We start from the raw sequence: 23,105 nt of genomic DNA on the forward strand, positions 1-23,105 counted from the left end.
AGAGGGTAAACTTATAAATGCCTGGTTTTCTTTAAAAACAACTTCAAGGATTTCTTCGCTTTGTCATCCATTGTATAATGGATGTGACTCAAATACCAGGTAAGCTGCTTGGCTGTAATGTCTCTTTTTTTTGCCTCTTTTTTGAGGATGTACTGTGGGATCTTGACTTTGCTTTGTGCAAATCTGCGAGCCAGTTTTTGTATCGTCTCTTCATCTTTGTTGTAACAGAGTCTGGCAAAGACAAAAGGAAGACCGGTCTCTTTGTACCAGGCTTCAGCCAAGTCAGTACCTTCCCCGCCTTTTAGATAATGTTTGAGCGCAGCATCTCCTATCAGTACTTTTCCTTGAAGATCCAATACACGTGCCAGTTGATTTGAAGTGGCTGACGCCGGATCGATCTCATTTTCCCCTTCTAAGAGCAAAACACTGTAGACTTTTTGATCTGCGATGATGCCTAAATCCGTGCATTTATATTTAGCTGATTCAACAGAAGAGATAAATGCGGCATTGACTTCTCTTCTTTTGAGTGCTTTGTTGATCTGAGAAGGGACGGCACGTTTGTAGTGGAAGGTCATTTTAGAGGCATTGTGAGAGATATGGCGCTTTAAAAAGACTTGAAAAGGAAGAAGATTAAGATAGCTGATAGACCCGAATAGCACAGTGCAAAGCTCCTCTCAAAATCCTGTTTAAGCGTAATTATAGCAAACAACTTTTATAATCGCGTCACTATTGGGGATGAAATAATCCCTTTTTTGAAAGAGTTTTTTATGGTAAAAGTAGAATTTTTAGGTCCTATCGGTAAAGAGCCGATGGAGATGGAAGCCTCGACATTGGCAGATGTCTCGGCACAGCTGAAAGAAGATAGCAGTTTGATACAATGGCTGGATAAATGTGCAGTAGCACTGAATGACACGATGGTGAACGATCTGGCAACAGAACTTAAAGATGGCGATAGGGTCTCTATCTTGCCTCCTGTGTGTGGTGGGTAAACTGTGGAACTTTACAATGGTCCGTTAGATACCAAAGAGATCTTTGGTCGTTGGCTTGATGAAGAGGCAGAGTCAAACTATGGTGCCTATATCCCTTTTGTAGGAACGATACGTGCAGAAGATGATATAGAAGCACTCAGTTTTGATATCTATGAGCCTGTACTACAAAAATGGTTTGATGCATGGCAAGAAAGAGCAGCAAAGCGTGGTGCGATAGTAAAGATGGCACACTCTATTGGGGATGTCCCTGTACATACCTCTTCTTATATCTCTGCGGTATTTTCTCCTAAGCGGAGAGTGGCATTGGAACTTATTGATGAATTTGTAGAAGACTTTAAAGCCAATGCACCTATATGGAAGTATGATGTGAAGAATGGTGAGCGTATTTACGCTGCTGATAGAAGCACCCCTATGGACGGTGCAGGATTGTTAGGATAAGGGATAGCTATGGCGTTTATGCACTTTGATGAATCGATGCAGATGATAGATGATCTTGAGATCAAAAACTATAAAACAAAACAACTCCCTTTAATGGAATCACAAGGGTATATACTCGCAGAGAATATTGTAGCAGACCACAACTCTCCTGAATTCCCCACTTCTGCGATGGATGGGTATGCGATTCTTCATAAAGACCTGGCTCTTGGCAGACTGAAGATCGGAAGTATCAACCCTGCAGGATCTGACCTGAAAGAAGAAGTGGTAAGCGGTAGGTGTATCAAGACGTTTACTGGGTCACTGATGCCGCATGGTGCAGATACACTCATCCCGATAGAGAATGTGGAAGTGGATGGAGATGAGATCATCATCAAGACTGAAGTGCCGCAAGGATTCTCTGTACGTGAACCGGGTGAGAACTATGCTAAAGGACAGATGCTTATCCCCAAAGGGGCGAAAATCGACTTTCCGCAGATCGGTGTGATGGCAAGCCTGAATATACCATATGTCACAGTCTATGAGAAGCCGACAGTGGCGATCATCTCTACGGGATCGGAGCTGCTTGAGCTCGGAGAAGAACAGACCAGTGATGCACAGATCCGTTCATCCAATAACTATATCCTGGAAGCCATTGTCAAAAAGTATGATGGTATGCCTCTTCAGTTAGGGTGTATCAAGGATGATAAAGAGACCATCACAAAAAATATTTCTGATGCATTGGATAGAGCAGATATTGTCGTAACCACCGGGGGCGTAAGTGTAGGTGACTTTGATTTTGTGAAAGATGTTATCTATGAACTTGGGTGTGATGTTGTATTTAAAGGGGTACGTGTGAAACCTGGACAGCACATCATGGTGGCACGTAAAGAGGATAAATTTATCATTGGACTGCCGGGATTTGCCTACTCTTCGACAGTGACTGCACTGCTTTACCTTGTACCGATTATTGAGAAGCTGCAGCAAGGAAGATGTGCGATGCACAGGGTCAAAGCAACACTTAAAGAGCCGTTCATCAAGCGTGCAAAAAAAGCAGAATTCACTGCATGCAACGTCTCTTTGGAAGAGGGAAGGTACTATGTGGACTTTGAGGGTAAAAAAGTAGGCTCCTCCGCTATCCTCACTAACATGCTTGGCAATGTCGCATTGCTTGTGACCTCAGAAGATGACACCTCTAAAGAGGCAGGTGATGAAGTGAGTGTTTTACTTTTTGGGTAAGGACTCTACTTTATTATAGAGAGAGGATAGACTCTCTTGCTTTTAAAAACATGGCAAATTCCGCTGCTGTCGTACATCCCATTTTGATCGCATAGCTTAGTAATTCTTTATTTTTTGAGTAGATCATTTTTCACTCCTTTGTTTTTAAATATGTCAAATTGTATGAATAAATTATATAAATTTTAAAAAATATGTCAAATTGTCATACTTTTTAAGAAAAATATCTTATAATTTGTCATATAGAATAAAAAAAGGAGTGAAAATGTTAGTATTGAGCGAAATTATAGAAAAATTGAAAGATGTGCTCTCTGAGAGTACCATAGGCAAAAAAGTGTTTGACAAAGATGTGGCAAATGCGCTGAATATTCCTCAGGCAACGTTTGCAACCATGAAAAAACGAAACTCCATACCTTATGAAGAGATACTGGAGTTTTGTGCACTGAAGAAGATCTCTGTGAACTGGCTTTTTTTTGATCAGGCTGTTGATATGCTCAAAGAGGAGACGGAAAAGTTTTTTCAGGTACACTACTTTTCAGATATCCGTGCGAGTGCAGGAGGGGGTGCAGAGGTCTTTGATGAGAACTATGAAGTGATCAATATCGATGAGAAGATCATGCATAATATGGTAGGATTGGGAAATACTGAACTTGAGGCCATCCATGTGGATGGCGAATCGATGGAGCCCACTTTGCAGGATGGAAGCATTGTTTTCATCGATAGAACACAAACCAACATCAATAAAAACGGCATCTTCATCGCATCAACTACGGGAGGGTTGTTCATCAAACGTATCCAGCAGCGTGCGGATGGGATGATAGAGCTTATCTCTGATAACAGTATGTACCCGCCTCAGGCGATCGCCCCTGATGAAGTGACGATCGTGGGTAAAGTGGTAGGGAATATCGAAAGTCTATAGGTTATTTGCACACTCGACACACCGCACACTCTCCGGACGTATACGCATGCGTTCGATACCTATGGGTTCCTCACACTCGATACAGATCCCAAACATAGGCTTGTCTATACGTAAAAGTGCATTGGTAAGTCTTGAAAGGCGCAGTTTTGATGCATCAAGGATCTTGTTGTTGACATGCTGTTCGCCCATGGCTTCCAGACGCGTGAGTCTTCCCAATGAACAGTCTGGTGCAATAGGTTTTACGTTCTCTTCAAGAATTTTGATTTGTTCTTTAAGTATGTTGATATTGGTCTCTATCGTTTCTTTTAGGTCGCTTCTCTCTTGTTTTGTCATTTCTGGCTACTTTATGGTATATTGAGATTATTATACATGAAATGGGACAAAATGAGGAATAGGAGAATAGCGTGCAGAGTGATAGACAATGTTAAATGTTAGACAAATAGTATTTTTTGTAGTGACATGGAGTTTTCTATGGGCGGAACATAACCATACAAATGCCCTTATAAAAGAAAACTCTCCTTATCTTCAGCAACATGCACATAATCCTGTTAACTGGTACCCTTGGGGAGAAGAGGCTTTTGATAAAGCAAAAAAAGAGAACAAACTTATTTTCCTCTCTATAGGGTACAGTACCTGTCATTGGTGCCATGTGATGGAGGAAGAGAGTTTTACCTCTGAAGCAGTGGCTGCATTGCTTAATGAGAGCTATGTATCGATCAAAGTAGACAGAGAAGAGTTCCCGCAACTCGATAAAAAGTATCAAAAAATGTATATGGCTGTGCATGGAAAAAGAGGGGGATGGCCTTTGAGTGTCTTCATGTCTCCCGAAGCAGAGGTTTTTCATTTGGCTACCTATATTCCTAGAGACGCGTATGGTTCCATGGGGATGATGAATCTACTGCCATCCTTTACAAGATTGCATCAAGAGAACGCCGAAGAGTTGCAGGCATTGGTTGAAGAGCACAAACAAGCGGCATTAAGAGCAAATGCCAAAGGCCATTTAAATACACAGCTGAGTGCAGGTGTGATGGACAAAGCTCTCCAGGACATTGCTGCAGAGTTCGACCCGGAGAATGGAGGGTTCGCTTCAAGACCGAAATTCCCAGAAGCATCTAAAATAGCACTGTTGATCGATATCTATAAGTTAAGCGGAAACAAAAAAGCACTGCATATGGCAGAGCTTACGCTGAAGAAGATGGCTCAGGGAGGTATCTATGATCAGGTAGGCGGGGGGTTTTTCCGTTATACCACGGATAGGCAGTGGCAGATGCCCCATTTTGAGAAGATGCTTTACACCAATGCAGAACTGCTTCCTGTCTATGTGCACATGTACGCATTGACTGCTGATCCTCTGTATAAAAAAGTCGTTGATGAAACTATTGCCCAAATGGAAAAATATTTTATGAAAGAGGGTGTGTATCTCTCTGCTAGTGATGCAGACAGTGACGGAGAAGAGGGAGGATACTTTATCTATGAATATGGGGAAGTGAAAAATCATTTAGAGACACAGGGATGGAAACCCGATGAGATAGAAGAGGTATTGGCATACCTGGGGATAGAAGAAGATGGAAATATCGATGGTGATTTTTCCCATACGCATATCACAGGTGATCATCTCCCTTTGAGGATTGAAGAGGTCAAAGCATATTTAAGAGAAGTCCGCGTTAAAAGAACTTTTCCTTTTATAGACAGTAAGGTCATCACCGCATGGAATGCAATGATGATCAAAGCCCTTTTTGCTGCTTCCAGGCTTGGGAACCATTATCTTACATTAGCCGAGCATCGGTTGGAAGCACTTTTGAAACGTATGCGGACCAAAGAGGGACTCTACCATCAAACGCTTTTGGGAAAAGAGCCAAAACAAGAAGGACTGCTTGAAGATTATGCTTTTTTGATGGATGCTGTGATAGAGGGATATGAGAGAACATACAACAAAGCATATCTCAGGCTGCTTCGCGATTTGGCCAAAGAGGCCATAGAGAAGTTCTACAAGCAGAAACAGTGGTACCTGAGTGATGACGGTATAGGAGCCGTGGCCGATTTTGATGACAGGTATTATACGTCTGCCTTAAGTGTTATGTTGGAGAACTTGGTCAGACTCTCCAGTCTCACTGAAGACCTCTCGTATCATAAGATAGTCAAAGAGACCATTGGAAATAGTGGCGCTGTTCTGAAAAAATCACCCGCCAAAGCACCCAAACTGCTTCATGTCTTTCTGCGTCTTAAGAGGGGAGATATCATACTAAAATCCAAGATGAAAAATTTACGAAAAAGCAGCAAAGAGATAGAAGCGATGCACTATCCTTTTGTTTTAAGCAAGGTTGAAGAGAGTGACAAGTATCTTGCCTGCAGACTCAACAGCTGTTTTGCCTATGATAGAAACATCACTGCTTTGATCAACCATATAGAGAAGGAGCAAAAGTAAATTATGTTAACAATGAATGATGATCTGGAAGGTGCACTCAAAACGTACCTTGAATTGCTTGATAAAGAAGAATATTTTGAGGCACATGAAGTGCTGGAAGAGGCCTGGCACCCCTTGAGACTCGGTGATCATCCCTTGGCCAACCTAGCAAAGGGTTTGATCAATGGGGCGATTACCTTTGAACATATCAAACGTAACCGTAAAGATATGAAGAAAAAAGCGCAAACCGTCATAGCCTCTTATGAAAGACATAAACATTTGTGTAGAGAGGGTATCGATCATGCAGCGCTTTTTAAGAAAGCCTGTCAAAAGATCGAGTCTTTGAAGATCAGACATGCTGAGGTGTTTGATGTTCTGGTACCATAGTACGACCAAACACTCCTATAACTCTGTACGCACCAATCCCAACAGGCTCTCATGGGAAGATCAGCCCAGCACCTATAAGAACTACCCCACGCAGTATGAAAAACGGAAACTGGACCTTGAGAAAGAAGAGGACCATTTTCTATACCATATCGCAGGATTGACAGCAAAGAAAAGTTATCCTAGCGGAGAGTATTACCTGCGTATCAACCCTTCTGCCGGTGCACTCTACCCTAATGAACTCTATTTTCAGGCAAGAGGTGTAGAGGGTATAGAAGATGGTGTCTATCATTACGAGGTGAGTTCCTCCTCTCTGACACTGCTCCAACGTATCCCAGATCATGAAGGACTGGAACCCTACTTTGGGTACAAAACAGCGATGGAGGGGTATCTGTTCCTGGTCTCAGCAGTCTATTTTCGTTCTTCGTGGAAATATAAGAACCGTGCATTCAGGTATTGTCTTCTGGATGCAGGACACCTTTTGGGGAGTATAGAAGCCGCTGTCCTGCTCAAATCCCATACCGTAGAGATGGTCTACACGATTGACAGAGAGAAACTCAACCGTATGTTCGGGTTTGAGGGAAGGGAGTGGTTCCTGTCAGGATGTGCCAGGGCGGTACCGATAGAAGAGCAGGAAGTAGCCCCCATAGAGTTTGCACTGTCTTATGTGGATGGGAGCAGAACATTTGAGCCCAACCCGCTGATAGAACAAGCGTATCATGAAACGATGCAGTTGGAATCCTGCAGGCGGGAAGAGAAGGCCCCGACGTTTACCTATAATAAGACAAAACTCCAAGAGACGATCTTTACACGCAGGTCTCAGAGAGGTTTTCAGGAGGGTGCCATTACCAAGGGACAGTTCAATTATATTATGGATGCGATACACCAGCCTGTCCCCAGTGACTGTGATGAAGAGGTCTCTGTGTATGTGGTCATCAACCGGGTACTTGACATGCCGTTGGGACTCTATAAAGAGGGTGCGTATATAAAGTATGGAGACTTTGCCAGAAAAGCGGGGTATTTGAGTTTGGAACAGTACAGTCTTTCCATGCAGGGTGCAGTGGCCTTTTTCCTCACTTCTAAAGGCAATAACTATCAGGCACTCTACCAGAAAGCCGGTATCATAGGACACAGGCTTTATGTGGCTTCACTCTATATGGATATAGGGTGTTCAGGTATCGGGGCGTATTACGATGATGAGGTCAACGAATTTGTGGAGAATGATGAAATGGTATTATACGCTTTGGCGATAGGCAAATAAGTGCTAGGGGGTATCTTTAGTTCTTAAACCGATACCCCAATGCTTCCAAGTGAGTACGCAACACCTCGGGGATATCCCCTTGGAACTCTAAACTCTCCTCTTTGAGCGTACCACCGGTCCCAAGCTTTTTTTTGAGTGTTTTAAGCAGCGCCTGAAGATCTGTTTTCTCTAAGTAAAAGGGTTTGACAATGGTAACCACTTTACCACGCCGTTTTTCTTTTGCAAAATACAATTGATGTTTCTCTGGAGGTTTGATCTCTGTAACGCTTTTCTTAGAGGGTTTCTCTTTATTATCCGAGGACCACCCCTCTTCAAAATGTGCACCCATCTCAAATAGGTTTTCTTTCACTATGCACTCCTAATTATAATCTGTATCAAAAAGTATACCCAAGACAACCATCAGTACCAAAAGAAAAATAAATATTTTATAGAGGGTGTTGTCACTGGGGAGTTTCATCTTTATCCTATCTCATAGATGATTTCAGTTTTATTTTTCTTGGTCTGGATCTCTTTGATGCTCAATCCCTCTATAGGTAGTTGCATGAATGCTTCGAGAGTTTCGATCCCCGCTTTGGCTATCTCACGCAGGACGATACCTCTGTATGCCTTTGCCCAGTGGCTGACCACTTTACCATCTTTGATGAACTTGAGAGTAGTGTAGGGTTTGACGGGTTTGTAGAATTTATCATAAAACCCTGCACGCAGATCCAGTATCTCATCTTCAGCCAGATAGGCTTCCATTAGTGCTGCGGAGTGTTCATGGTAAAACTTCTCTGTTTTGATATCATCTACGGCTTCTCCCTGTTTGAGTTTATACTCAGGGATGAGGTCAGAAGCACGGATGGGGCCAAAAAGGTTTGAAAAGAGAATGACATGAGTATCAACATACGCTTGTGCTTCATTGTCCAGCTCTTCATAGCCCAGGTGATCAAAAGCCACACCTGTATATCTTTGGATGGCTTTCATCGTAAGCTCATGTATGATATCTTTCTTATGTATAAGGATATCAGCTTCTTTTTTGAGTCCGAACATTTTTGAGAGTGTGGGGATATCTCCTTTTTGTAACACATTGGTATAGGTATGTAAGAGTTTGGTTCTGTAGGGCAAAAGCTCTTTAAAGAGTAAAGTGCTTGGGTCGAAAGAGAGCTCTCCACCCGATTTCTTGGTTTCACTAGGTGCCAGTAGTATTTTCATTATATGTAGCCTATGATCATCATTTTATATGGCTGTATTCTATAGAAATTACCTAAAAAAGAGAAATTTTTATAAATTTGTCTAAAACCCTTGACATTAAAAATTTTTTTGTCTATAATTCCCGTCCATTTTAAGTGTAACAGCTTTTAATGTTGGTGCTGGTGTAGCTCAGTTGGCTAGAGCAGCTGATTTGTAATCAGCAGGTCGGGGGTTCAAGTCCCTTCACCAGCTCCATAAAAAATATAATTATCAGTGTTTGACCAGTAATGATTTAAACATTATGGTGAGTTACTCAAGCGGCCAACGAGGGCAGACTGTAAATCTGCTGACTATGTCTTCGAAGGTTCGAATCCTTCACTCACCACCATATGTTAAATCGCATAAAAGATGCGGGCGTAGCTCAGTGGCTAGAGTTCCTGCCTTCCAAGCAGGCTGTCGAGGGTTCGAATCCCTTCGCCCGCTCCATAAACTGGGAGCTGTGTGAATTATGTATTTAGCAGACTAATACCTTCACATAAAAAGCTTTCCTTTTTTATTCATTTATGACTTTAACGCACGCACGAATAGTAATTATATAGCATTGAGTTGCCCATATGGCTCAGGGGTAGAGCACTTCCTTGGTAAGGAAGAGGTCGTGAGTTCAAGTCTCACTATGGGCTCCACCCTCCATGATGGTATGGACAAAAGTATTACATCCTTGTAATAGTTCTGTCCATATAGGTATGGGGTCTAAGAAAATTTAGGTATAATACTGCCTTTAAATCATTTTACAGCTAGGAGAATAGCATGGCTAAAGAAAAATTCGAACGAACGAAACCGCATGTTAACATCGGTACTATCGGTCACGTTGACCACGGTAAAACTACATTGACAGCTGCGATCACAATGTGTTTAGGTCTTAAAACTGGTGCGGCAGCAATGGATTACGATCAAATCGATAATGCACCTGAAGAGAGAGAAAGAGGAATTACAATTGCTACTTCTCACGTAGAGTACGAAACAGAGACTAGACACTACGCTCACGTTGACTGTCCAGGTCACGCGGACTACGTTAAAAACATGATTACTGGTGCTGCTCAAATGGACGGTGCGATCCTAGTTATCGCTGCGACTGATGGTCCAATGGCACAAACTAGAGAGCACATCCTTCTTTCTAAGCAAGTAGGTGTACCTTACATCGTTGTATTCTTGAACAAAGAAGACCAACTTGATGAAGAAGATAAAGAAGAGATGTTAGAGCTTGTAGAGATGGAAGTACGTGAACTTCTTTCTGAGTATGACTTCCCAGGTGATGATACTCCAATCGTAGCTGGTTCTGCATACCAAGCACTTGAAGAAGCTAAAGCTGGTCAAGCTGGTCCATGGTCAGAAAAAATCTACCAACTTATGGACGAAGTAGATGCATATATCCCAGAGCCACAAAGAGAAACAGATAAAGATTTCCTAATGGCAATCGAAGATATCTTTACTATCCAAGGTCGTGGTACTGTTGTAACTGGTAAAGTTGACAGAGGTACTGTATGTGTTGGTAACGAAGTTGAAATCGTTGGTCTTAAAGATACACAAAAAACAACTGTTACTGGTGTTGAAATGTTCCGTAAAGAGATGGATTGTGGTGAAGCTGGTGATAACTGTGGTGTTCTTATCCGTGGTATCGATAAAGAAGCTGTACAAAGAGGTATGGTTCTTTGTAAGCCAGGATCAATCACTCCACACACTGCATTCGAAGCTGAGATCTATGTTCTTACTAAAGAGGAAGGTGGTAGACACACTCCATTCTTTAATAACTATAGACCACAGTTCTACGTTCGTACAACAGACGTAACAGGTTCAGTTCAACTTCAAGAAGGTACTGAAATGGTTATGCCAGGAGACAACGTTAAAATCAATGTTGAGCTTATCGCTCCTGTTGCACTTGATGAAGGTACTAAGTTCGCTATCCGTGAAGGTGGTAGAACAGTTGGTGCTGGTGTTGTTTCTAAGATTATTGCTTAATAACACGTTGCAGGAGGCTTGCCTCTTGCACACTTATCATAGGAGATAACAATGAGAGAAACAGTTCACTTAGGTTGTGAGAAATGTACAAGACGTAACTATCACACCAATAAAAACAAGAAAACGACAACAGAGAAACTTGCTCTTAAAAAGTATTGTAAATGGTGTAAATGCCATACAGTACATAAAGAGATGAAGCTGTAATCGGAGACTTTTGTTCAATACTATCGGGCTTTGTCCCATAGTATGATTTTTAGGCCAATAGCTCAGTTGGTAGAGCACTGGTCTCCAAAACCAGGTGCCGGGGGTTCGAGTCCCTCTTGGCCTGCCACACGTAAAGGTAATATATATGGGAAAACTTTCAACATTTATAGCACACGCGAGAGCGGAGATTCATAAAGTTATATTTCCAACAAAAGTACAAGTAAGACAAGCATTTTTAGCAGTTGTTCTCGTAGTAACTGTAATATCAATTTTTTTAGCATTGGTTGACTTTCTAATGTCATCAATCGTATCATCAGTTTTATAGGATAGACAATGGCTTATCAATGGTATGCAATTCAAACATATTCAGGTTCTGAGCAAGCTGTGAAAAGAGCGATCGAACAACTTGTCAAAGATCATGGGATTGAAGAGAAGCTTGAACGTGTAGTCGTTCCTACAGAAGAAGTGATCGAAGTTAAAAACGGCGTGAAAAAAATTACTGAAAGAACATTGTATTCTGGGTATGCTTTCGCACATATAGACCTGGATACTGATCTCTGGCATAAGATACAATCTTTGCCAAGAGTATCTAGATTTATCGGTGAACAAAAGACACCTACTGCACTTTCAGAGGCAGATATCAAAGTGATTTTAGACAAAATGGAGCAAAAAGCTGCACCGAGACCTAAAGTTGATTTTGAAACAGGCGAAATGGTACGTATCATTGATGGTCCGTTCGCAAACTTTACTGGTATGGTAGAAGAGTATGATCTTGATCATGGTAAGTTAAAGTTGAATGTTTCAATCTTTGGTAGAAATACACCGGTTGAAATTCTCTACACACAAGTAGAAAAAATACTATAAGACCTAAGGGTCAAATCAAACAAAGGAAGAACAGATGGCAAAAAAGATAACTGAAAAGTTCAAAATGATGATCCCAGCCGGATCAGCAAACCCATCACCGCCGGTAGGTCCTGCACTTGGACAGCGTGGTGTTAACATTATGGAGTTTTGTAAAGCTTTTAATGAAAAGACAAAAGATAAAATGGGATTCAAGATCCCTGTAGAAGTTACAGTATATGCAGACAGAAGTTTTACATTTGAAACAAAACAACCGCCTGCAAGTGACCTTATCAAAAAAGCAGCAAACATTAAAAAAGGTACAGATAATCCACTTCTTAACAAAGTTGGAACTATCACTAAAGCAAAACTTGAAGAGATTATCGATCAGAAAATTGCTGACCTTAACACGAATGACAGAGAAATGGCAGCGAACATTATCGCTGGTTCTTGTAAAAGTATGGGTGTTGAGATCGTAGACTAGTCTTTTTAAAGACAATCATAACCACATGATTTTAAATGTGGGAGCATATAAAGCGGAGAATAAAATGGCAAAGAAACCAAGTAAAAGAAGAGAAGCACTACTAAAAGTAGTAGATGTGACTAAAACATATAGTGTTGATGAAGCAATGGCTACACTTAAAAACCTTAAATCAGCTAAATTTGATGAGACAGTTGAAGTTGCGCTTAACTTGAATGTTGACCCAAGACATGCAGATCAAATGGTGAGAGGATCAGTTGTTCTTCCTAACGGAACTGGTAAAACAGTAAGAGTAGCAGTATTTGCAAAAGACGCTAAAGCAGATGAAGCGAAAGCAGCAGGTGCAGATTTGGTAGGTTCTACAGATCTTATCGAATCAATTCAAGCAGGTAACATTGATTTTGATATCGTTATCTCAACACCGGACATGATGGGTGTTCTTGGTAAAGTAGCAAGAATCCTTGGGCCAAAAGGTCTTATGCCTAACCCTAAAACTGGTACAGTAACTATGGATGTGGCTAAAGCAGTTGAAAATGCTAAAGGTGGTCAGGTTAACTTTAGAGTAGACAAAAAAGGTAACATCCACGCTGGTATCGGTAAAGTTTCTTTTTCAGAAGATCAAATCAAAGAAAACTTTGTAACACTTCTTGAAACGATCAATAAAGCAAAACCTGCGTCGGCAAAAGGTAGATATATCACAAATGGTGCGATTTCACTTACAATGAGCCCATCTATCACTTTAGATACAGCAGAATTAATGGAGATGAAATAATCCATGCATAAAGAAGGCATTTGCCTTCTTTAACATTATGTTCAAACAAAAATTATTTTTTAGTTTTTGTTTGAGTGTAATTTTTACTACTCATTAATCTTAGGTCAAAGATAAGAGGGGCGAAAGCTTAATTAATATATTTGAAAGAATATATGGTCCTTTAGGGGAACCCTTTTAGAGGTCGGAAGGAGAATTATATGACTAGAACTAGAAAAGAAGAGTTAGTTGCAGAGATGACAGCAGAGTTTAAAGACGCTGGTGCCATTATCGTTTGTGATTACAAAGGTATGACTGTTGAGAATCTTGAAGTTGTAAGAAATCTTGCTAAAGATGAAGATACAAAAGTTCAAGTAGTTAAAAACAAACTTGCAGCCATCGCATTGCAAAATGCAGGTTGTGAAGCGATTGATTTTAAAGACACAAACCTTGTAATCTGGGGTGATACACAAGTTATACCTTGTAAAATCGCTGACAAAGCCGCAACTGAATTCAAAGATAGTTTTGCAATCAAGACTGGTTTGATCCAGGGTGAAGTTGCTAGTTTGGAAACCATTAATGCAATGGCCAAACTTCCTACTAGAGATGAACTTATCGGTATGCTTCTTAATGTTTGGAACGCACCGGTACAAAACTTCACAATTGGTTTGAATGCATTAGCAGCAAAAAAAGAAGAAGAGGCGTAGAGTGGTGAGAGCCACAAGGCTCTTTTAATTTGAAACTGTGAAATGTTTCATCTCATATAATTATAATTGAAGGAATTAATTATGGCAACAACTAAAGAAGATGTTCTTGAGTTTATCTCAAACATGTCAGTACTTGAGCTTTCTGAGCTTGTAAAAGAATTTGAAGAGAAATTTGGTGTATCTGCACAAGCTACAGTAGTAGCTGGTGGTGGTGCAGCTGCTGGTGGCGAAGCTGCTGAAGAACAAACTGAGTTCGACGTTGTACTTGTTGATGCAGGTGACAAAAAAATCAATGCTATTAAAGCAGTAAGAGCGATCACTGGTCTTGGTCTTAAAGAAGCGAAAGCTGCTGTTGAAGAGACTCCATCTGTACTTAAAGAAGGTGTTTCTAAAGAAGAAGCAGAAGACTTCAAGAAACAACTTGAAGAAGCTGGCGCTAAATGCGAGCTTAAATAATTTTCATTATTTAAGAGAGCTTAGGCAGAGTGCCTGAGCTCGAGTTACAAACCTCATTGGATATAGCGATAAACTATTCGGAGACATTTTCATACCCTCATGGCAATAGTTTTTTTGTATACCCAATATATACACATTAAACACACTACATAAACCAAACTAAACCGAAATAAGGATAACCCATGTTAAATTCTTTACATTCTGGTAACAGACTCCGTGTTGACTTTTCCAAAACACCAAGAGAAATTGAAATCCCAAATTTGCTCCAGCTTCAACAAAAAAGTTATGAAAACTTTTTAATGCTAGGTGAAAAAGACAGAAAAAACTCTACATTAGAGAAAGTTTTCAGATCTTCTTTCCCTATCCATGACCAACAAAACAGACTGACACTTACGTATAAAAACTCTGAGATCGTCAAACCGAAGTATACGGTTAGAGAGTGTATGGAGAGAGGCTTGACCTACTCTGTATCTCTGAAGATGAACATTGCATTGACGATCTGGAACAGAGATGAAAAGACAGGTGAAAAACTTGATCCAAAAGAGATCAAAGAACAGGCGGTTTTCGTACGTGATATTCCTTTGATGACAGATAGAACTTCATTTGTTGTCAATGGTGTTGAAAGAGTGATCGTGAATCAGCTTCACAGATCTCCGGGTGTTATCTTTAAAGAAGAAGAGGGAACGACTGCCGGTAGCGGTATGCTCTATTCTGCACAGATCATCCCGGACCGTGGTTCATGGTTGTATTTTGAGTATGACTCCAAAGATATTCTTTATGCACGTATCAACAAAAGAAGAAAAATCCCTGTGACAATTCTCTTTAGAGCATTGGATTACTCTAAAGATGATATTGTAAAACTCTTCTATGCAACAAAAGAGATCCATATCAAAGATAACAGATTCCTTGTAAGATTTGATGCGAATGATTTTGGTGGTAGAGCAGAGTATGATGTCAAAGATATGAACGGTAACACAGTCGTCAATGCAGGGAAAAGACTGACGAAGAAAAAAGCAGAAAAACTGATCGAAGATGGTTTAGAGTGGATCGAATACCCGCTTGATGTATTGATGGAGAGACATCTTGCTAAGCCTATCATTGACCAAGAGAGCGGTGAAGTACTTTATGATGTAGTAACACCTCTAGATGAGAGTAAACTTAAAAAGATGATCGAAGAGGGTATTGACACGATAGAGGTGATCAATGATCTTGCCGAGGGTGCAGATATGTCGATCATTAATGCATTTATTGCAGATAATGAGAGCTTAAGACTCTTAAAGCAAACAGAACAAATCGATGATGAAAATGTGCTTTCAGCGATCCGTATCTACAAAGTGATGAGACCTGGTGAGCCGGTTACACCTGATGCGGCAAAAGCATTCTTGCAGCAGCTCTTCTTTGACCCTGAGAGATATGACCTGACAAAAGTTGGTCGTATGAAGATGAACCACAAACTTGGACTTGATATTCCTGAGTATGCAACTGTTCTTACAGCTGAAGACCTTATCAATACGGTGAAATATCTTATCAAAGTTAAGAATGGTCAAGGTCATATTGATGATAGAGACCACTTGGGTAACAGAAGAATTAGAGCAATTGGTGAGCTTTTAGGTAACGAGCTTCATAATGGTCTTGTTAAGATGCAAAAAGCGATCAAAGATAAGATGACAACGGTATCTGGAACACTTGATGAGTTGATGCCGCACGATCTGGTAAACTCTAAAATGATCACTAATACGATTTTGGAGTTCTTCTCATCTGGTCAGCTTTCTCAGTTCATGGATCAGACGAACCCGCTTTCAGAAGTGACACACAAAAGAAGACTTTCAGCACTTGGTGAAGGTGGTCTTGTTAAAGAAAGAGCCGGATTTGAAGTAAGGGACGTACACCCTACTCATTATGGACGTATCTGTCCTATCGAGACACCGGAAGGTCAAAACATTGGTTTGATCAATACATTGGCAACGTACTCAAAAGTAAATGAACACGGGTTCATTGAGGCACCGTACAAAGTGGTTAAAGATTGTCAAGTAACAGATGAAATTGTCTACATTACTGCGACACAGGAAGAGGACAAATGTATTGCGCCTGCATCGACTGTCGTTGATGAGAAGGGACGTATCGTGGAAGATCTTATCGAGACGAGATTGAACGGGAATATCGAACTTAACGAGGCAAAGAGGGTTGATCTTATCGACATCTCTCCATTGATGATCTCTGGTTCTGCTGCGGCATTGATCCCATTCTTGGAGCACGATGATGCGAACCGTGCACTGATGGGATCGAACATGCAACGTCAGGCAGTACCTCTTCTTAAAACAGAGGCGCCTGTGGTTGGTACAGGTATGGAAGCGGTCGTGAGTCGTGATGCGTGGGAATGTGTCAAGGCAAAAAGACCAGGTACTGTAGAGAAAATTGATGCGAAGAACATCTATATCATGGGTGAAGATGAGAGCGGTGTATTTATAGACCACTATCCACTTGAAAAGAACATGAGAACCAATCAGAACACGACGTTTACACAAACGCCTATCGTGAAACTTGGTGACAAGATCGAAGCAAAACAAGTCATTGCCGATGGTGCAAATATGGACCAGGGTGAACTTGCGATCGGTAAAAATATCCGTGTAGCCTTTATGCCTTGGTATGGATATAACTATGAGGATGCGGTGATCATCTCTGAAAAACTGATCCGTGAAGATACTTTTACATCCGTACATACTTATGAGAAAGAGGTGGAAGCAAGAGAACTCAAACACGGTACGGAAGAGATCACGCGTGATATTCCGAACATCCGTGAAGATGAGTTGTTACACCTGGATGAGAGCGGTATCGTTCAGATCGGTACCTATGTAAAACCTGGTATGATCCTTGTGGGTAAAGTCAGTCCTAAAGGGGAGATCAAACCAACACCTGAAGAGAGACTCTTAAGAGCGATCTTTGGTGAAAAAGCAGGACATGTGGTCAATAAATCGCTCTACTGTCCGGCATCTATGGAAGGTGTGGTTGTTGATATCAAAGTCTTTACGAAAAAAGGGTATGAAAAAGATGCACGTGCGATCCAAGCCTATGAAGAAGAGAAAGCGATTCTAGACAGTGACCATCATGATCAGCTTCTTATGATCGATAGAGAAGAGATCTTGCGTATCGCACACTATCTTTCAGGACAAGAGTTGGTGAAAGCTGTAACGATCGGTGAAACTGAATATGCAGCAGGATCTAAGATCGATGAAGAGACGATCAAAGGTGTGAACAGATTTGCACTCAGAGGTGTGGTTCAGTCTTTCACAGATGAAGTGCAAAATGAGTATGAGTCACTGAAAAACTACTTCTTGAAACAGAAGAAGAGACTGAAAACAGAGCATGAAGAGAAATTGAGTGTACTTGAAAAAGATGACATTCTTCCTTCAGGGGTTACGAAACTGGTAAAAATTTATATCGCTACAAAGAGAAAACTCAAAGTAGGTGATAAGATGGCAGGGCGTCACGGAAACAAAGGTATCGTTTCCAATATCGTACCAGAGATCGATATGCCATACCAAGAAGATGGAAGACCGGTAGATCTTATTTTGAACCCGCTAGGGGTACCGTCTCGTATGAACATCGGACAGATCCTTGAAGTACACTTGGGATTGGTCGGGAAGAACCTTGGTGAACAAATCGAAGAGATGTTCGTAGAACAGAAAGATACTTTCATTAAAGATCTTAGAGAGAAAATGATCGCTATTGCAGATGTGGCAAAATTGATGGATGCAAGAAAGCTTCTAGAGACTATGAGCGATGAAGAGTTGATCAAATACGGTAGAGACTGGTCTACAGGTGTAAAATTTGCTGCACCGGTATTTGAAGGGGCAAACCAGGCTGAATTCGATAAGCTGTTTGAAATGGCGAAGATGGATTCTGACGGGAAAATGAAACTCTATGATGGTAAAACAGGTGAAGAGATGATCGAGAGAGTCAATGTGGGGTATATGTATATGCTTAAACTTCACCACTTGGTTGATGAAAAAGTGCATGCACGTTCAACTGGACCTTACTCACTTGTGACACAACAGCCAGTGGGTGGTAAAGCACTCTTCGGTGGACAGAGATTTGGAGAGATGGAAGTATGGGCACTTGAAGCATATGGTGCGTCACATACCCTTAAAGAGATGTTGACTATCAAATCAGATGATGTTGAAGGTAGAGCAAGAGCATACAGAGCGATCACGAAAGGTGAAGCAGTACCTGAGTCAGGTGTTCCTGAAACCATGTTCGTATTGACAAAAGAGCTTCAAGCGTTAGGTCTTGATACAGAATTATATGAGAACACAAAAGAAGTGGAGGGTGAAAATGAGTAAGTTTTTAGAGAATTTAACACCAATAGATCTTAACAGTGAAGAGAGACCAAATGATGTCGCAGCCCTACAGCTTAGAGTTGCAAGTCCTGAGAAGGTACTCTCATGGAGTTACGGTGAAGTAAAAAAACCAGAAACGATCAACTATAGAACCCTGAAACCGGAAAGAGACGGTCTTTTCTGTGCGAAGATCTTCGGACCTATCAGAGACTATGAGTGTCTTTGTGGTAAATACAAAAAGATGCGTTATAAAGGCGTTGTCTGTGAAAAATGTGGGGTTGAAGTTACCACTTCTAAAGTAAGAAGAAACCGTATGGGACACATCGATCTTATCGCGCCTGTGGCACATATCTGGTATGTCTCTTCACTTCCTTCACGTATCGGTACACTTTTGGGTGTAAAGATGAAAGACCTTGAGAGAGTACTTTATTATGAAGCCTATATCGTTAAAACACCTGGTGAAGCATCGTATGATAGTGAAGGTTTGACACCGCTTGCAAAATATGATGTATTGAACGAAGAACAGTATCAGCAGATCATTCAACGTTTTGGCGGTACAGACCTGGATGCAAGAATGGGTGGAGAGATCATTCAAGAACTGCTTGCAGAACTTGACCTTGTGGATATGTTCAACCAGCTTAAACTTGAGATTGAAGCGACAAAATCGGAAGCAAAAAGAAAGACGATCGTTAAACGTCTTAAGGTGATCGAATCATTCCTTCACTCAGGAAACAGACCAGAATGGATGATGCTGACACAACTGCCGGTACTTCCACCGGATCTGAGACCACTTGTAAGTCTTGATGGCGGTAAATTCGCTGTTTCTGATGTGAATGACCTCTATAGAAGAGTGATCAACAGAAACCAGAGACTTAAAAGACTGGTAGAACTTGATGCACCTGAGATCATCGTTAGAAATGAAAAGCGTATGCTTCAAGAAGCCGTAGATGCACTTTTTGATAACGGTAGAAGAGGAAATGCAGTTAAGGGTGCAAACAAAAGACCACTCAAATCACTCTCTGAGGTGATCAAAGGGAAACAAGGGCGTTTCAGACAAAACCTACTTGGTAAAAGGGTTGACTTCTCTGGTCGTTCTGTTATCGTTGTCGGTCCGGATCTACGTATGGATCAGTGTGGATTGCCTAAGAAAATGGCTATCGAGCTCTTTAAGCCGCATTTGATGGCAAAGCTTGAGGAAAAAGGGTATGCAACGACACTGAAACAAGCTAAAAAGATGATCGAGAAGCAAGAGAATGAAGTATGGGAGTGTCTAGAAGAGGTAGTTGATAATTATCCTATCTTACTGAACCGTGCACCAACGCTTCACAAATTGTCTATCCAGGCGTTCCACCCGAGATTGATCGAGGGTAAAGCGATCCAATTGCACCCACTGGTATGTTCTGCGTTCAACGCCGACTTCGATGGAGACCAGATGGCGGTACACGTACCACTTTCAGATGAAGCGATCGCCGAAGCAAAAGTATTGATGCTTGCATCGATGAATATTTTGCTTCCAGCATCAGGTAAGGCGATTGCCGTACCTTCACAGGATATGATTCTTGGTCTATACTACTTGACACTTGAGAAGAATGATGTCAAAGGTGAACATAAGCTCTTTGCAAACGTTGAAGAGGTTGAGATCGCATTTGAACAACAGTCACTAGACCTTAATGCACGTATCAGAACCGTGATCGATGGGCATATTTCTAAATCGACTGCAGGTAGATTGATCTTGAAATCGATCATCCCTGATTATGTACCGGAAAAATACTGGAACAAAGTCTTGAAGAAAAAAGATATCGGTGCATTGGTTGACTATATCTATAAAATAGGTGGTGTGTCTGAGGCTGCAGGTTTCCTTGATGATCTTAAGGATATGGGTTTCAAATATGCAACAAAAGTAGGTGTCTCAATCTCTGTGGATGATATCAAGATTCCTGAGATGAAGATCGAAAATGTTATCACTGCAAAAGAAGAAGTGAAAGAGATCCAGAGACAATACGGTGCGGGTCTTTTAACAGATCAGGAACGTTACAACAAAATTATCGATATCTGGACGGATGCTAACAACGGCATTGCTGAAGGACTTATGAATCTTATTAGAGATGACAAGGACGGGTTTAACTCGGTGCACATGATGGCAGACTCTGGAGCGAGAGGTTCGGCAGCGCAGATCAGACAGCTTTCTGGTATGAGGGGGCTTATGGCGAAATCTGATGGGTCTATTATTGAAACACCTATTACGTCAAACTTCCGTGAGGGGCTGAATGTACTTGAGTACTTTATTTCAACGCACGGTGCGAGAAAAGGTCTTGCCGATACAGCACTGAAGACTGCGAATGCGGGTTACTTGACAAGAAAACTGATCGATGTTGCACAAAACGTAAAGATATCTATGACAGATTGTGGTACACACGAAGGTGTAGAGGTATCAGATATCGTTGTGGGTAATGAGATGATCGAACCGTTGGCAGATCGTATCTACGGTAGAGTACTTGCTGAAGATGTGATCGATCCTATCACTTCAGAGGTATTGGTAAGTGAAGGTACGATGATCGATGAAGAGACAGCTGCAAGAGTACAAGATGCAGGTGTACGTTCCGTCGTCATGAGAGCACCATCATCATGTAAAGCACCAAAAGGTATCTGTGCAAAATGTTACGGTCTGAACATGGCGGATAACAAAATAGTGAAACGTGGAGAAGCGGTAGGGGTTATCGCAGCACAATCGATCGGTGAGCCGGGTACACAGCTTACACTACGTACATTCCACACAGGTGGTACGGCAACAGCAGGTAAAGAAGACAGACAGGTGATCGCAAGTAAAGAAGGTTTCATTAGATACTATAACCTGAACGTATACCGTAATAGAGAAGGTAACCTTATCGTTGCCAACAGAAGAAATGCCGGTGTGCTTTTGGTTGAACCTAAGATCAAAGCAACAGTTGACGGTACTGTTTCTCTGGTTGTGACACATGACGAGTATGTGATCTCTGTCAATGCAGGCAGTGCAGATGAGATCAAGTATAACCTTAGAAAATCGGATGTGGCGAAGTCAAATGAACTTGCAGGTGTTGCAGGTAAAGTAGAAGGAAAACTTTTCTTACCGCTACAAGATGGTGATAAAGTAAAAGAGGGTGACTCAATCGTTGAAGTAATCAATGAGGGTTGGTCTGTACCAAGCCGTGTGCCATTTGCTTCTGAACTTAAAGTGGAAGATGGTGCGCCGGTGACGCAAAATGTGGTTTCTGAATCAAAAGGTACGGTGAAGTTCTTCTTGCTTAAAGGGGACTACCTTGAAGCACATACAGGTATCACAGAAGGTACAAAAGTTGTAGAAAAAGGTCTCTTTGCTGTGGTTGTTGATGAAAACAACAGAGAAGCAGCAAGACACTACATCTCAAGAGGGTCTGTGGTAAAAGTGGACAATGATGCGATGGTTCAAAGGGGTGATCTTCTTTCTGCTCCTGAAACATCAACGCAGGTAGTGATCGCTGAGTGGGACCCATATTCTGAGCCTATTATCGCTGAACAGCAAGGGAAACTGAAGTTTGAAGATATCATTCCGGGTGTGACTGTGGTTGAGCAGTTTGACGAAGTGACAGGTGATACAAGACTTGAGCTGAACGAGTATATTCCTGCTGCGTATAAACCAGCGATCGTATTGGCAACTGAAAGCGGTGAGGTGATCCGTTACCAGCTTGACGCGAAGACGATCCTCTTTGTGAAAGATGGAGATGATGTAAGTATCGCGGATATTCTGGCAAAAACACCAAAAGCAGCGATCAAGTCAAAAGATATTACCGGGGGTCTTCCAAGAGTATCTGAACTCTTCGAAGCGAGACGTCCTAAAGATATCGCATTGATCGCACAGATCGATGGTGTCGTAAGTTTCGGTAAACCGTTACGTGGTAAAGAGAGACTTATCATCACTGGCGACAATAATCAGGTGACTGAACAGTTCGTCGACAAGAACAAAGTATCTCTTGTACATGCCGGAGAGTATGTGCATGCCGGTGAAAAATTGACTGACGGTACGATCTCAAGTCATGATATCCTTGCCGCACTTGGAGAAAAAGCACTCTACGAGTACATTGTCTCTGAAGTACAGATGGTTTACCGTAGACAAGGGGTTAATATCTCAGACAAACACATCGAGATCGTGACGTCTCAAATGATGAGACAAGTGAAAGTGGTTGAGAGCGGTGACTCCAAGTTCATCGCAGGAGACATTGTATCCCGTCGTAAGTTCCAAGAAGAGAACGAAAGTGTGATCGCACTTGGTGGAGAACCTGCTATTGCTGAGCCAATGCTTGTAGGTATTACACGTTCAGCGGTTGGGGCAGACAGTATTATCTCTGCTGCATCATTCCAAGATACAACAAAAGTATTGACATCTGCATCTATCGCAGGAACAGTCGATACGCTTGAAGATCTTAAAGAAAACGTTGTTATCGGACGTCTTATCCCAGTGGGTACGGGTATGATAGATAGCAGCGACATCAAGTTTTCTGCTGTAAAGTAATTTTCCCACAC

Annotated in this window: 21 protein-coding genes and 5 tRNA genes; 22 read left to right on the forward strand and 4 right to left on the reverse strand. The window is 41.5% G+C overall.

The features are described from left to right. Positions 1–11: 11 nt before the first annotated feature. A complete protein-coding gene (locus MN086_RS00545; protein WP_248576122.1) occupies positions 12–659 on the reverse strand; it encodes an MqnA/MqnD/SBP family protein in 648 nt (215 codons plus the stop codon). A 108-nt stretch (positions 660–767) separates the two neighbouring features. Here MN086_RS00545 and MN086_RS00550 point away from each other — a divergent pair, with 108 nt between their 5' ends. The 4 genes from MN086_RS00550 to MN086_RS00565 all read left to right on the forward strand — a co-directional run bounded on the left by MN086_RS00550 (position 768) and on the right by MN086_RS00565 (position 3,558). Continuing rightward, entirely contained in the window at positions 768–989 is a 222-nt protein-coding gene (locus MN086_RS00550) for a MoaD/ThiS family protein (protein WP_248576123.1), read from the forward strand. A 3-nt stretch (positions 990–992) separates the two neighbouring features. Continuing rightward, positions 993–1,427, forward strand: coding sequence for a molybdenum cofactor biosynthesis protein MoaE (locus MN086_RS00555; RefSeq protein WP_248576124.1), 435 nt, complete (start codon positions 993–995; stop codon positions 1,425–1,427). Between the two features lie 9 nt (positions 1,428–1,436). Next, the gene (locus tag MN086_RS00560; protein ID WP_248576125.1) at positions 1,437–2,642 is read left to right on the forward strand and encodes a molybdopterin molybdotransferase MoeA; all 1,206 of its coding nucleotides are present in this window, start codon (positions 1,437–1,439) and stop codon (positions 2,640–2,642) included. Positions 2,643–2,904: 262 nt separating this feature from the next. After that, entirely contained in the window at positions 2,905–3,558 is a 654-nt protein-coding gene (locus tag MN086_RS00565) for a LexA family transcriptional regulator (protein WP_248576126.1), read from the forward strand. Here the strand turns inward: MN086_RS00565 and MN086_RS00570 are convergent. Next, complete coding sequence (locus MN086_RS00570; protein WP_248576127.1) at positions 3,553–3,891, reverse strand: TraR/DksA C4-type zinc finger protein; 339 nt, start codon at positions 3,889–3,891, stop codon at positions 3,553–3,555. The genes MN086_RS00565 and MN086_RS00570 overlap by 6 nt on opposite strands. Positions 3,892–3,979: 88 nt before the next feature. On the opposite strand from MN086_RS00570, the gene MN086_RS00575 reads away from it, so the two are divergent. From MN086_RS00575 to MN086_RS00585, 3 genes are read left to right on the forward strand one after another with little or no spacing between them, the layout of a single operon-like run. Beyond that, complete coding sequence (locus MN086_RS00575) at positions 3,980–5,983, forward strand: thioredoxin domain-containing protein (protein WP_248576128.1); 2,004 nt, start codon at positions 3,980–3,982, stop codon at positions 5,981–5,983. A gap of 3 nt (positions 5,984–5,986) precedes the next feature. Further along, the gene (locus tag MN086_RS00580) at positions 5,987–6,349 is read left to right on the forward strand and encodes a DUF309 domain-containing protein (RefSeq protein WP_248576129.1); all 363 of its coding nucleotides are present in this window, start codon (positions 5,987–5,989) and stop codon (positions 6,347–6,349) included. Beyond that, complete coding sequence (locus MN086_RS00585) at positions 6,333–7,607, forward strand: SagB family peptide dehydrogenase (RefSeq protein ID WP_248576130.1); 1,275 nt, start codon at positions 6,333–6,335, stop codon at positions 7,605–7,607. Before MN086_RS00580 ends, MN086_RS00585 begins: the two co-directional genes overlap by 17 nt. A 16-nt stretch (positions 7,608–7,623) precedes the next feature. Here the strand turns inward: MN086_RS00585 and MN086_RS00590 are convergent, their stop codons facing one another. Beyond that, positions 7,624–7,956, reverse strand: coding sequence for a translation initiation factor (locus MN086_RS00590; RefSeq protein ID WP_248576131.1), 333 nt, complete (start codon positions 7,954–7,956; stop codon positions 7,624–7,626). 110 nt (positions 7,957–8,066) lie between these two features. Next, on the reverse strand, positions 8,067–8,801 hold the full coding sequence (locus tag MN086_RS00595; RefSeq protein ID WP_248576132.1) for a YaaA family protein: 735 nt from the start codon (positions 8,799–8,801) through the stop codon (positions 8,067–8,069). Positions 8,802–8,958: 157 nt separating this feature from the next. On the opposite strand from MN086_RS00595, the gene MN086_RS00600 reads away from it, so the two are divergent. The 15 genes from MN086_RS00600 (at position 8,959) to rpoC (ending at position 23,094) form a co-directional block, all read left to right on the forward strand. Then, positions 8,959–9,035 (forward strand) — tRNA-Thr (locus MN086_RS00600). A gap of 48 nt (positions 9,036–9,083) precedes the next feature. Further along, positions 9,084–9,168 (forward strand) — tRNA-Tyr (locus MN086_RS00605). Between the two features lie 22 nt (positions 9,169–9,190). After that, positions 9,191–9,266 (forward strand) — tRNA-Gly (locus tag MN086_RS00610). A gap of 122 nt (positions 9,267–9,388) precedes the next feature. After that, positions 9,389–9,463 (forward strand) — tRNA-Thr (locus MN086_RS00615). 124 nt (positions 9,464–9,587) lie between these two features. Then, the gene (gene tuf, locus MN086_RS00620; RefSeq protein ID WP_248576133.1) at positions 9,588–10,796 is read left to right on the forward strand and encodes an elongation factor Tu; all 1,209 of its coding nucleotides are present in this window, start codon (positions 9,588–9,590) and stop codon (positions 10,794–10,796) included. 51 nt (positions 10,797–10,847) lie between these two features. Then, positions 10,848–11,000 (forward strand): 50S ribosomal protein L33, encoded by a 153-nt coding sequence (rpmG, locus tag MN086_RS00625; RefSeq protein WP_008245833.1) that lies wholly within the window; start codon positions 10,848–10,850, stop codon positions 10,998–11,000. 51 nt (positions 11,001–11,051) lie between these two features. Next, positions 11,052–11,127: transfer RNA gene (locus tag MN086_RS00630), tRNA-Trp, on the forward strand. Positions 11,128–11,145: 18 nt separating this feature from the next. Continuing rightward, positions 11,146–11,325, forward strand: a complete 180-nt coding sequence (secE, locus tag MN086_RS00635) for a preprotein translocase subunit SecE (RefSeq protein WP_248576134.1) — start codon at positions 11,146–11,148, stop codon at positions 11,323–11,325. An 8-nt stretch (positions 11,326–11,333) separates the two neighbouring features. Then, on the forward strand, positions 11,334–11,864 hold the full coding sequence (nusG, locus tag MN086_RS00640; RefSeq protein ID WP_008245829.1) for a transcription termination/antitermination protein NusG: 531 nt from the start codon (positions 11,334–11,336) through the stop codon (positions 11,862–11,864). A 34-nt stretch (positions 11,865–11,898) separates the two neighbouring features. Further along, positions 11,899–12,324, forward strand: a complete 426-nt coding sequence (rplK, locus tag MN086_RS00645; RefSeq protein WP_248576135.1) for a 50S ribosomal protein L11 — start codon at positions 11,899–11,901, stop codon at positions 12,322–12,324. 64 nt (positions 12,325–12,388) lie between these two features. Then, positions 12,389–13,093: a 50S ribosomal protein L1 gene (rplA, locus tag MN086_RS00650; RefSeq protein ID WP_248576136.1), complete on the forward strand. Its 705-nt coding sequence runs from the start codon at positions 12,389–12,391 to the stop codon at positions 13,091–13,093. Positions 13,094–13,290: 197 nt separating this feature from the next. Next, positions 13,291–13,776, forward strand: coding sequence for a 50S ribosomal protein L10 (gene rplJ, locus MN086_RS00655; RefSeq protein WP_248576137.1), 486 nt, complete (start codon positions 13,291–13,293; stop codon positions 13,774–13,776). An 81-nt stretch (positions 13,777–13,857) separates the two neighbouring features. Further along, positions 13,858–14,232, forward strand: coding sequence for a 50S ribosomal protein L7/L12 (rplL, locus tag MN086_RS00660; protein ID WP_248576138.1), 375 nt, complete (start codon positions 13,858–13,860; stop codon positions 14,230–14,232). Between the two features lie 182 nt (positions 14,233–14,414). Continuing rightward, positions 14,415–18,572 (forward strand): DNA-directed RNA polymerase subunit beta, encoded by a 4,158-nt coding sequence (gene rpoB / locus MN086_RS00665; RefSeq protein ID WP_248576139.1) that lies wholly within the window; start codon positions 14,415–14,417, stop codon positions 18,570–18,572. Then, a complete protein-coding gene (rpoC, locus tag MN086_RS00670) occupies positions 18,565–23,094 on the forward strand; it encodes a DNA-directed RNA polymerase subunit beta' (RefSeq protein ID WP_248576140.1) in 4,530 nt (1,509 codons plus the stop codon). Before rpoB ends, rpoC begins: the two co-directional genes overlap by 8 nt. Positions 23,095–23,105 lie beyond the last annotated feature (11 nt).

Origin of the sequence: Sulfurovum sp. XGS-02 (assembly GCF_023213175.1) — a bacterium.
Taxonomy (GTDB): Bacteria; Campylobacterota; Campylobacteria; order Campylobacterales; family Sulfurovaceae; genus Sulfurovum.

What these genes read in the sequence shown, in the direction of transcription:
- rplA (WP_248576136.1), top strand. Translation starts at nt 12,389, where the DNA reads ATGGCAAAGAAACCAAGTAAAAGAAGAGAAGCACTACTAAAAGTAGTA.
- nusG (WP_008245829.1), top strand. Translation starts at nt 11,334, where the DNA reads ATGGCTTATCAATGGTATGCAATTCAAACATATTCAGGTTCTGAGCAA.
- MN086_RS00550 (WP_248576123.1), top strand. Translation starts at nt 768, where the DNA reads ATGGTAAAAGTAGAATTTTTAGGTCCTATCGGTAAAGAGCCGATGGAG.
- MN086_RS00585 (WP_248576130.1), top strand. Translation starts at nt 6,333, where the DNA reads ATGTTCTGGTACCATAGTACGACCAAACACTCCTATAACTCTGTACGC.
- MN086_RS00560 (WP_248576125.1), top strand. Translation starts at nt 1,437, where the DNA reads ATGGCGTTTATGCACTTTGATGAATCGATGCAGATGATAGATGATCTT.
- rplK (WP_248576135.1), top strand. Translation starts at nt 11,899, where the DNA reads ATGGCAAAAAAGATAACTGAAAAGTTCAAAATGATGATCCCAGCCGGA.
- rpoC (WP_248576140.1), top strand. Translation starts at nt 18,565, where the DNA reads ATGAGTAAGTTTTTAGAGAATTTAACACCAATAGATCTTAACAGTGAA.
- MN086_RS00575 (WP_248576128.1), top strand. Translation starts at nt 3,980, where the DNA reads ATGTTAAATGTTAGACAAATAGTATTTTTTGTAGTGACATGGAGTTTT.
- rplJ (WP_248576137.1), top strand. Translation starts at nt 13,291, where the DNA reads ATGACTAGAACTAGAAAAGAAGAGTTAGTTGCAGAGATGACAGCAGAG.
- MN086_RS00580 (WP_248576129.1), top strand. Translation starts at nt 5,987, where the DNA reads ATGTTAACAATGAATGATGATCTGGAAGGTGCACTCAAAACGTACCTT.
- MN086_RS00570 (WP_248576127.1), bottom strand. Translation starts at nt 3,891, where the DNA reads ATGACAAAACAAGAGAGAAGCGACCTAAAAGAAACGATAGAGACCAAT.
- MN086_RS00565 (WP_248576126.1), top strand. Translation starts at nt 2,905, where the DNA reads ATGTTAGTATTGAGCGAAATTATAGAAAAATTGAAAGATGTGCTCTCT.
- rplL (WP_248576138.1), top strand. Translation starts at nt 13,858, where the DNA reads ATGGCAACAACTAAAGAAGATGTTCTTGAGTTTATCTCAAACATGTCA.
- MN086_RS00595 (WP_248576132.1), bottom strand. Translation starts at nt 8,801, where the DNA reads ATGAAAATACTACTGGCACCTAGTGAAACCAAGAAATCGGGTGGAGAG.
- rpoB (WP_248576139.1), top strand. Translation starts at nt 14,415, where the DNA reads ATGTTAAATTCTTTACATTCTGGTAACAGACTCCGTGTTGACTTTTCC.
- tuf (WP_248576133.1), top strand. Translation starts at nt 9,588, where the DNA reads ATGGCTAAAGAAAAATTCGAACGAACGAAACCGCATGTTAACATCGGT.
- rpmG (WP_008245833.1), top strand. Translation starts at nt 10,848, where the DNA reads ATGAGAGAAACAGTTCACTTAGGTTGTGAGAAATGTACAAGACGTAAC.
- secE (WP_248576134.1), top strand. Translation starts at nt 11,146, where the DNA reads ATGGGAAAACTTTCAACATTTATAGCACACGCGAGAGCGGAGATTCAT.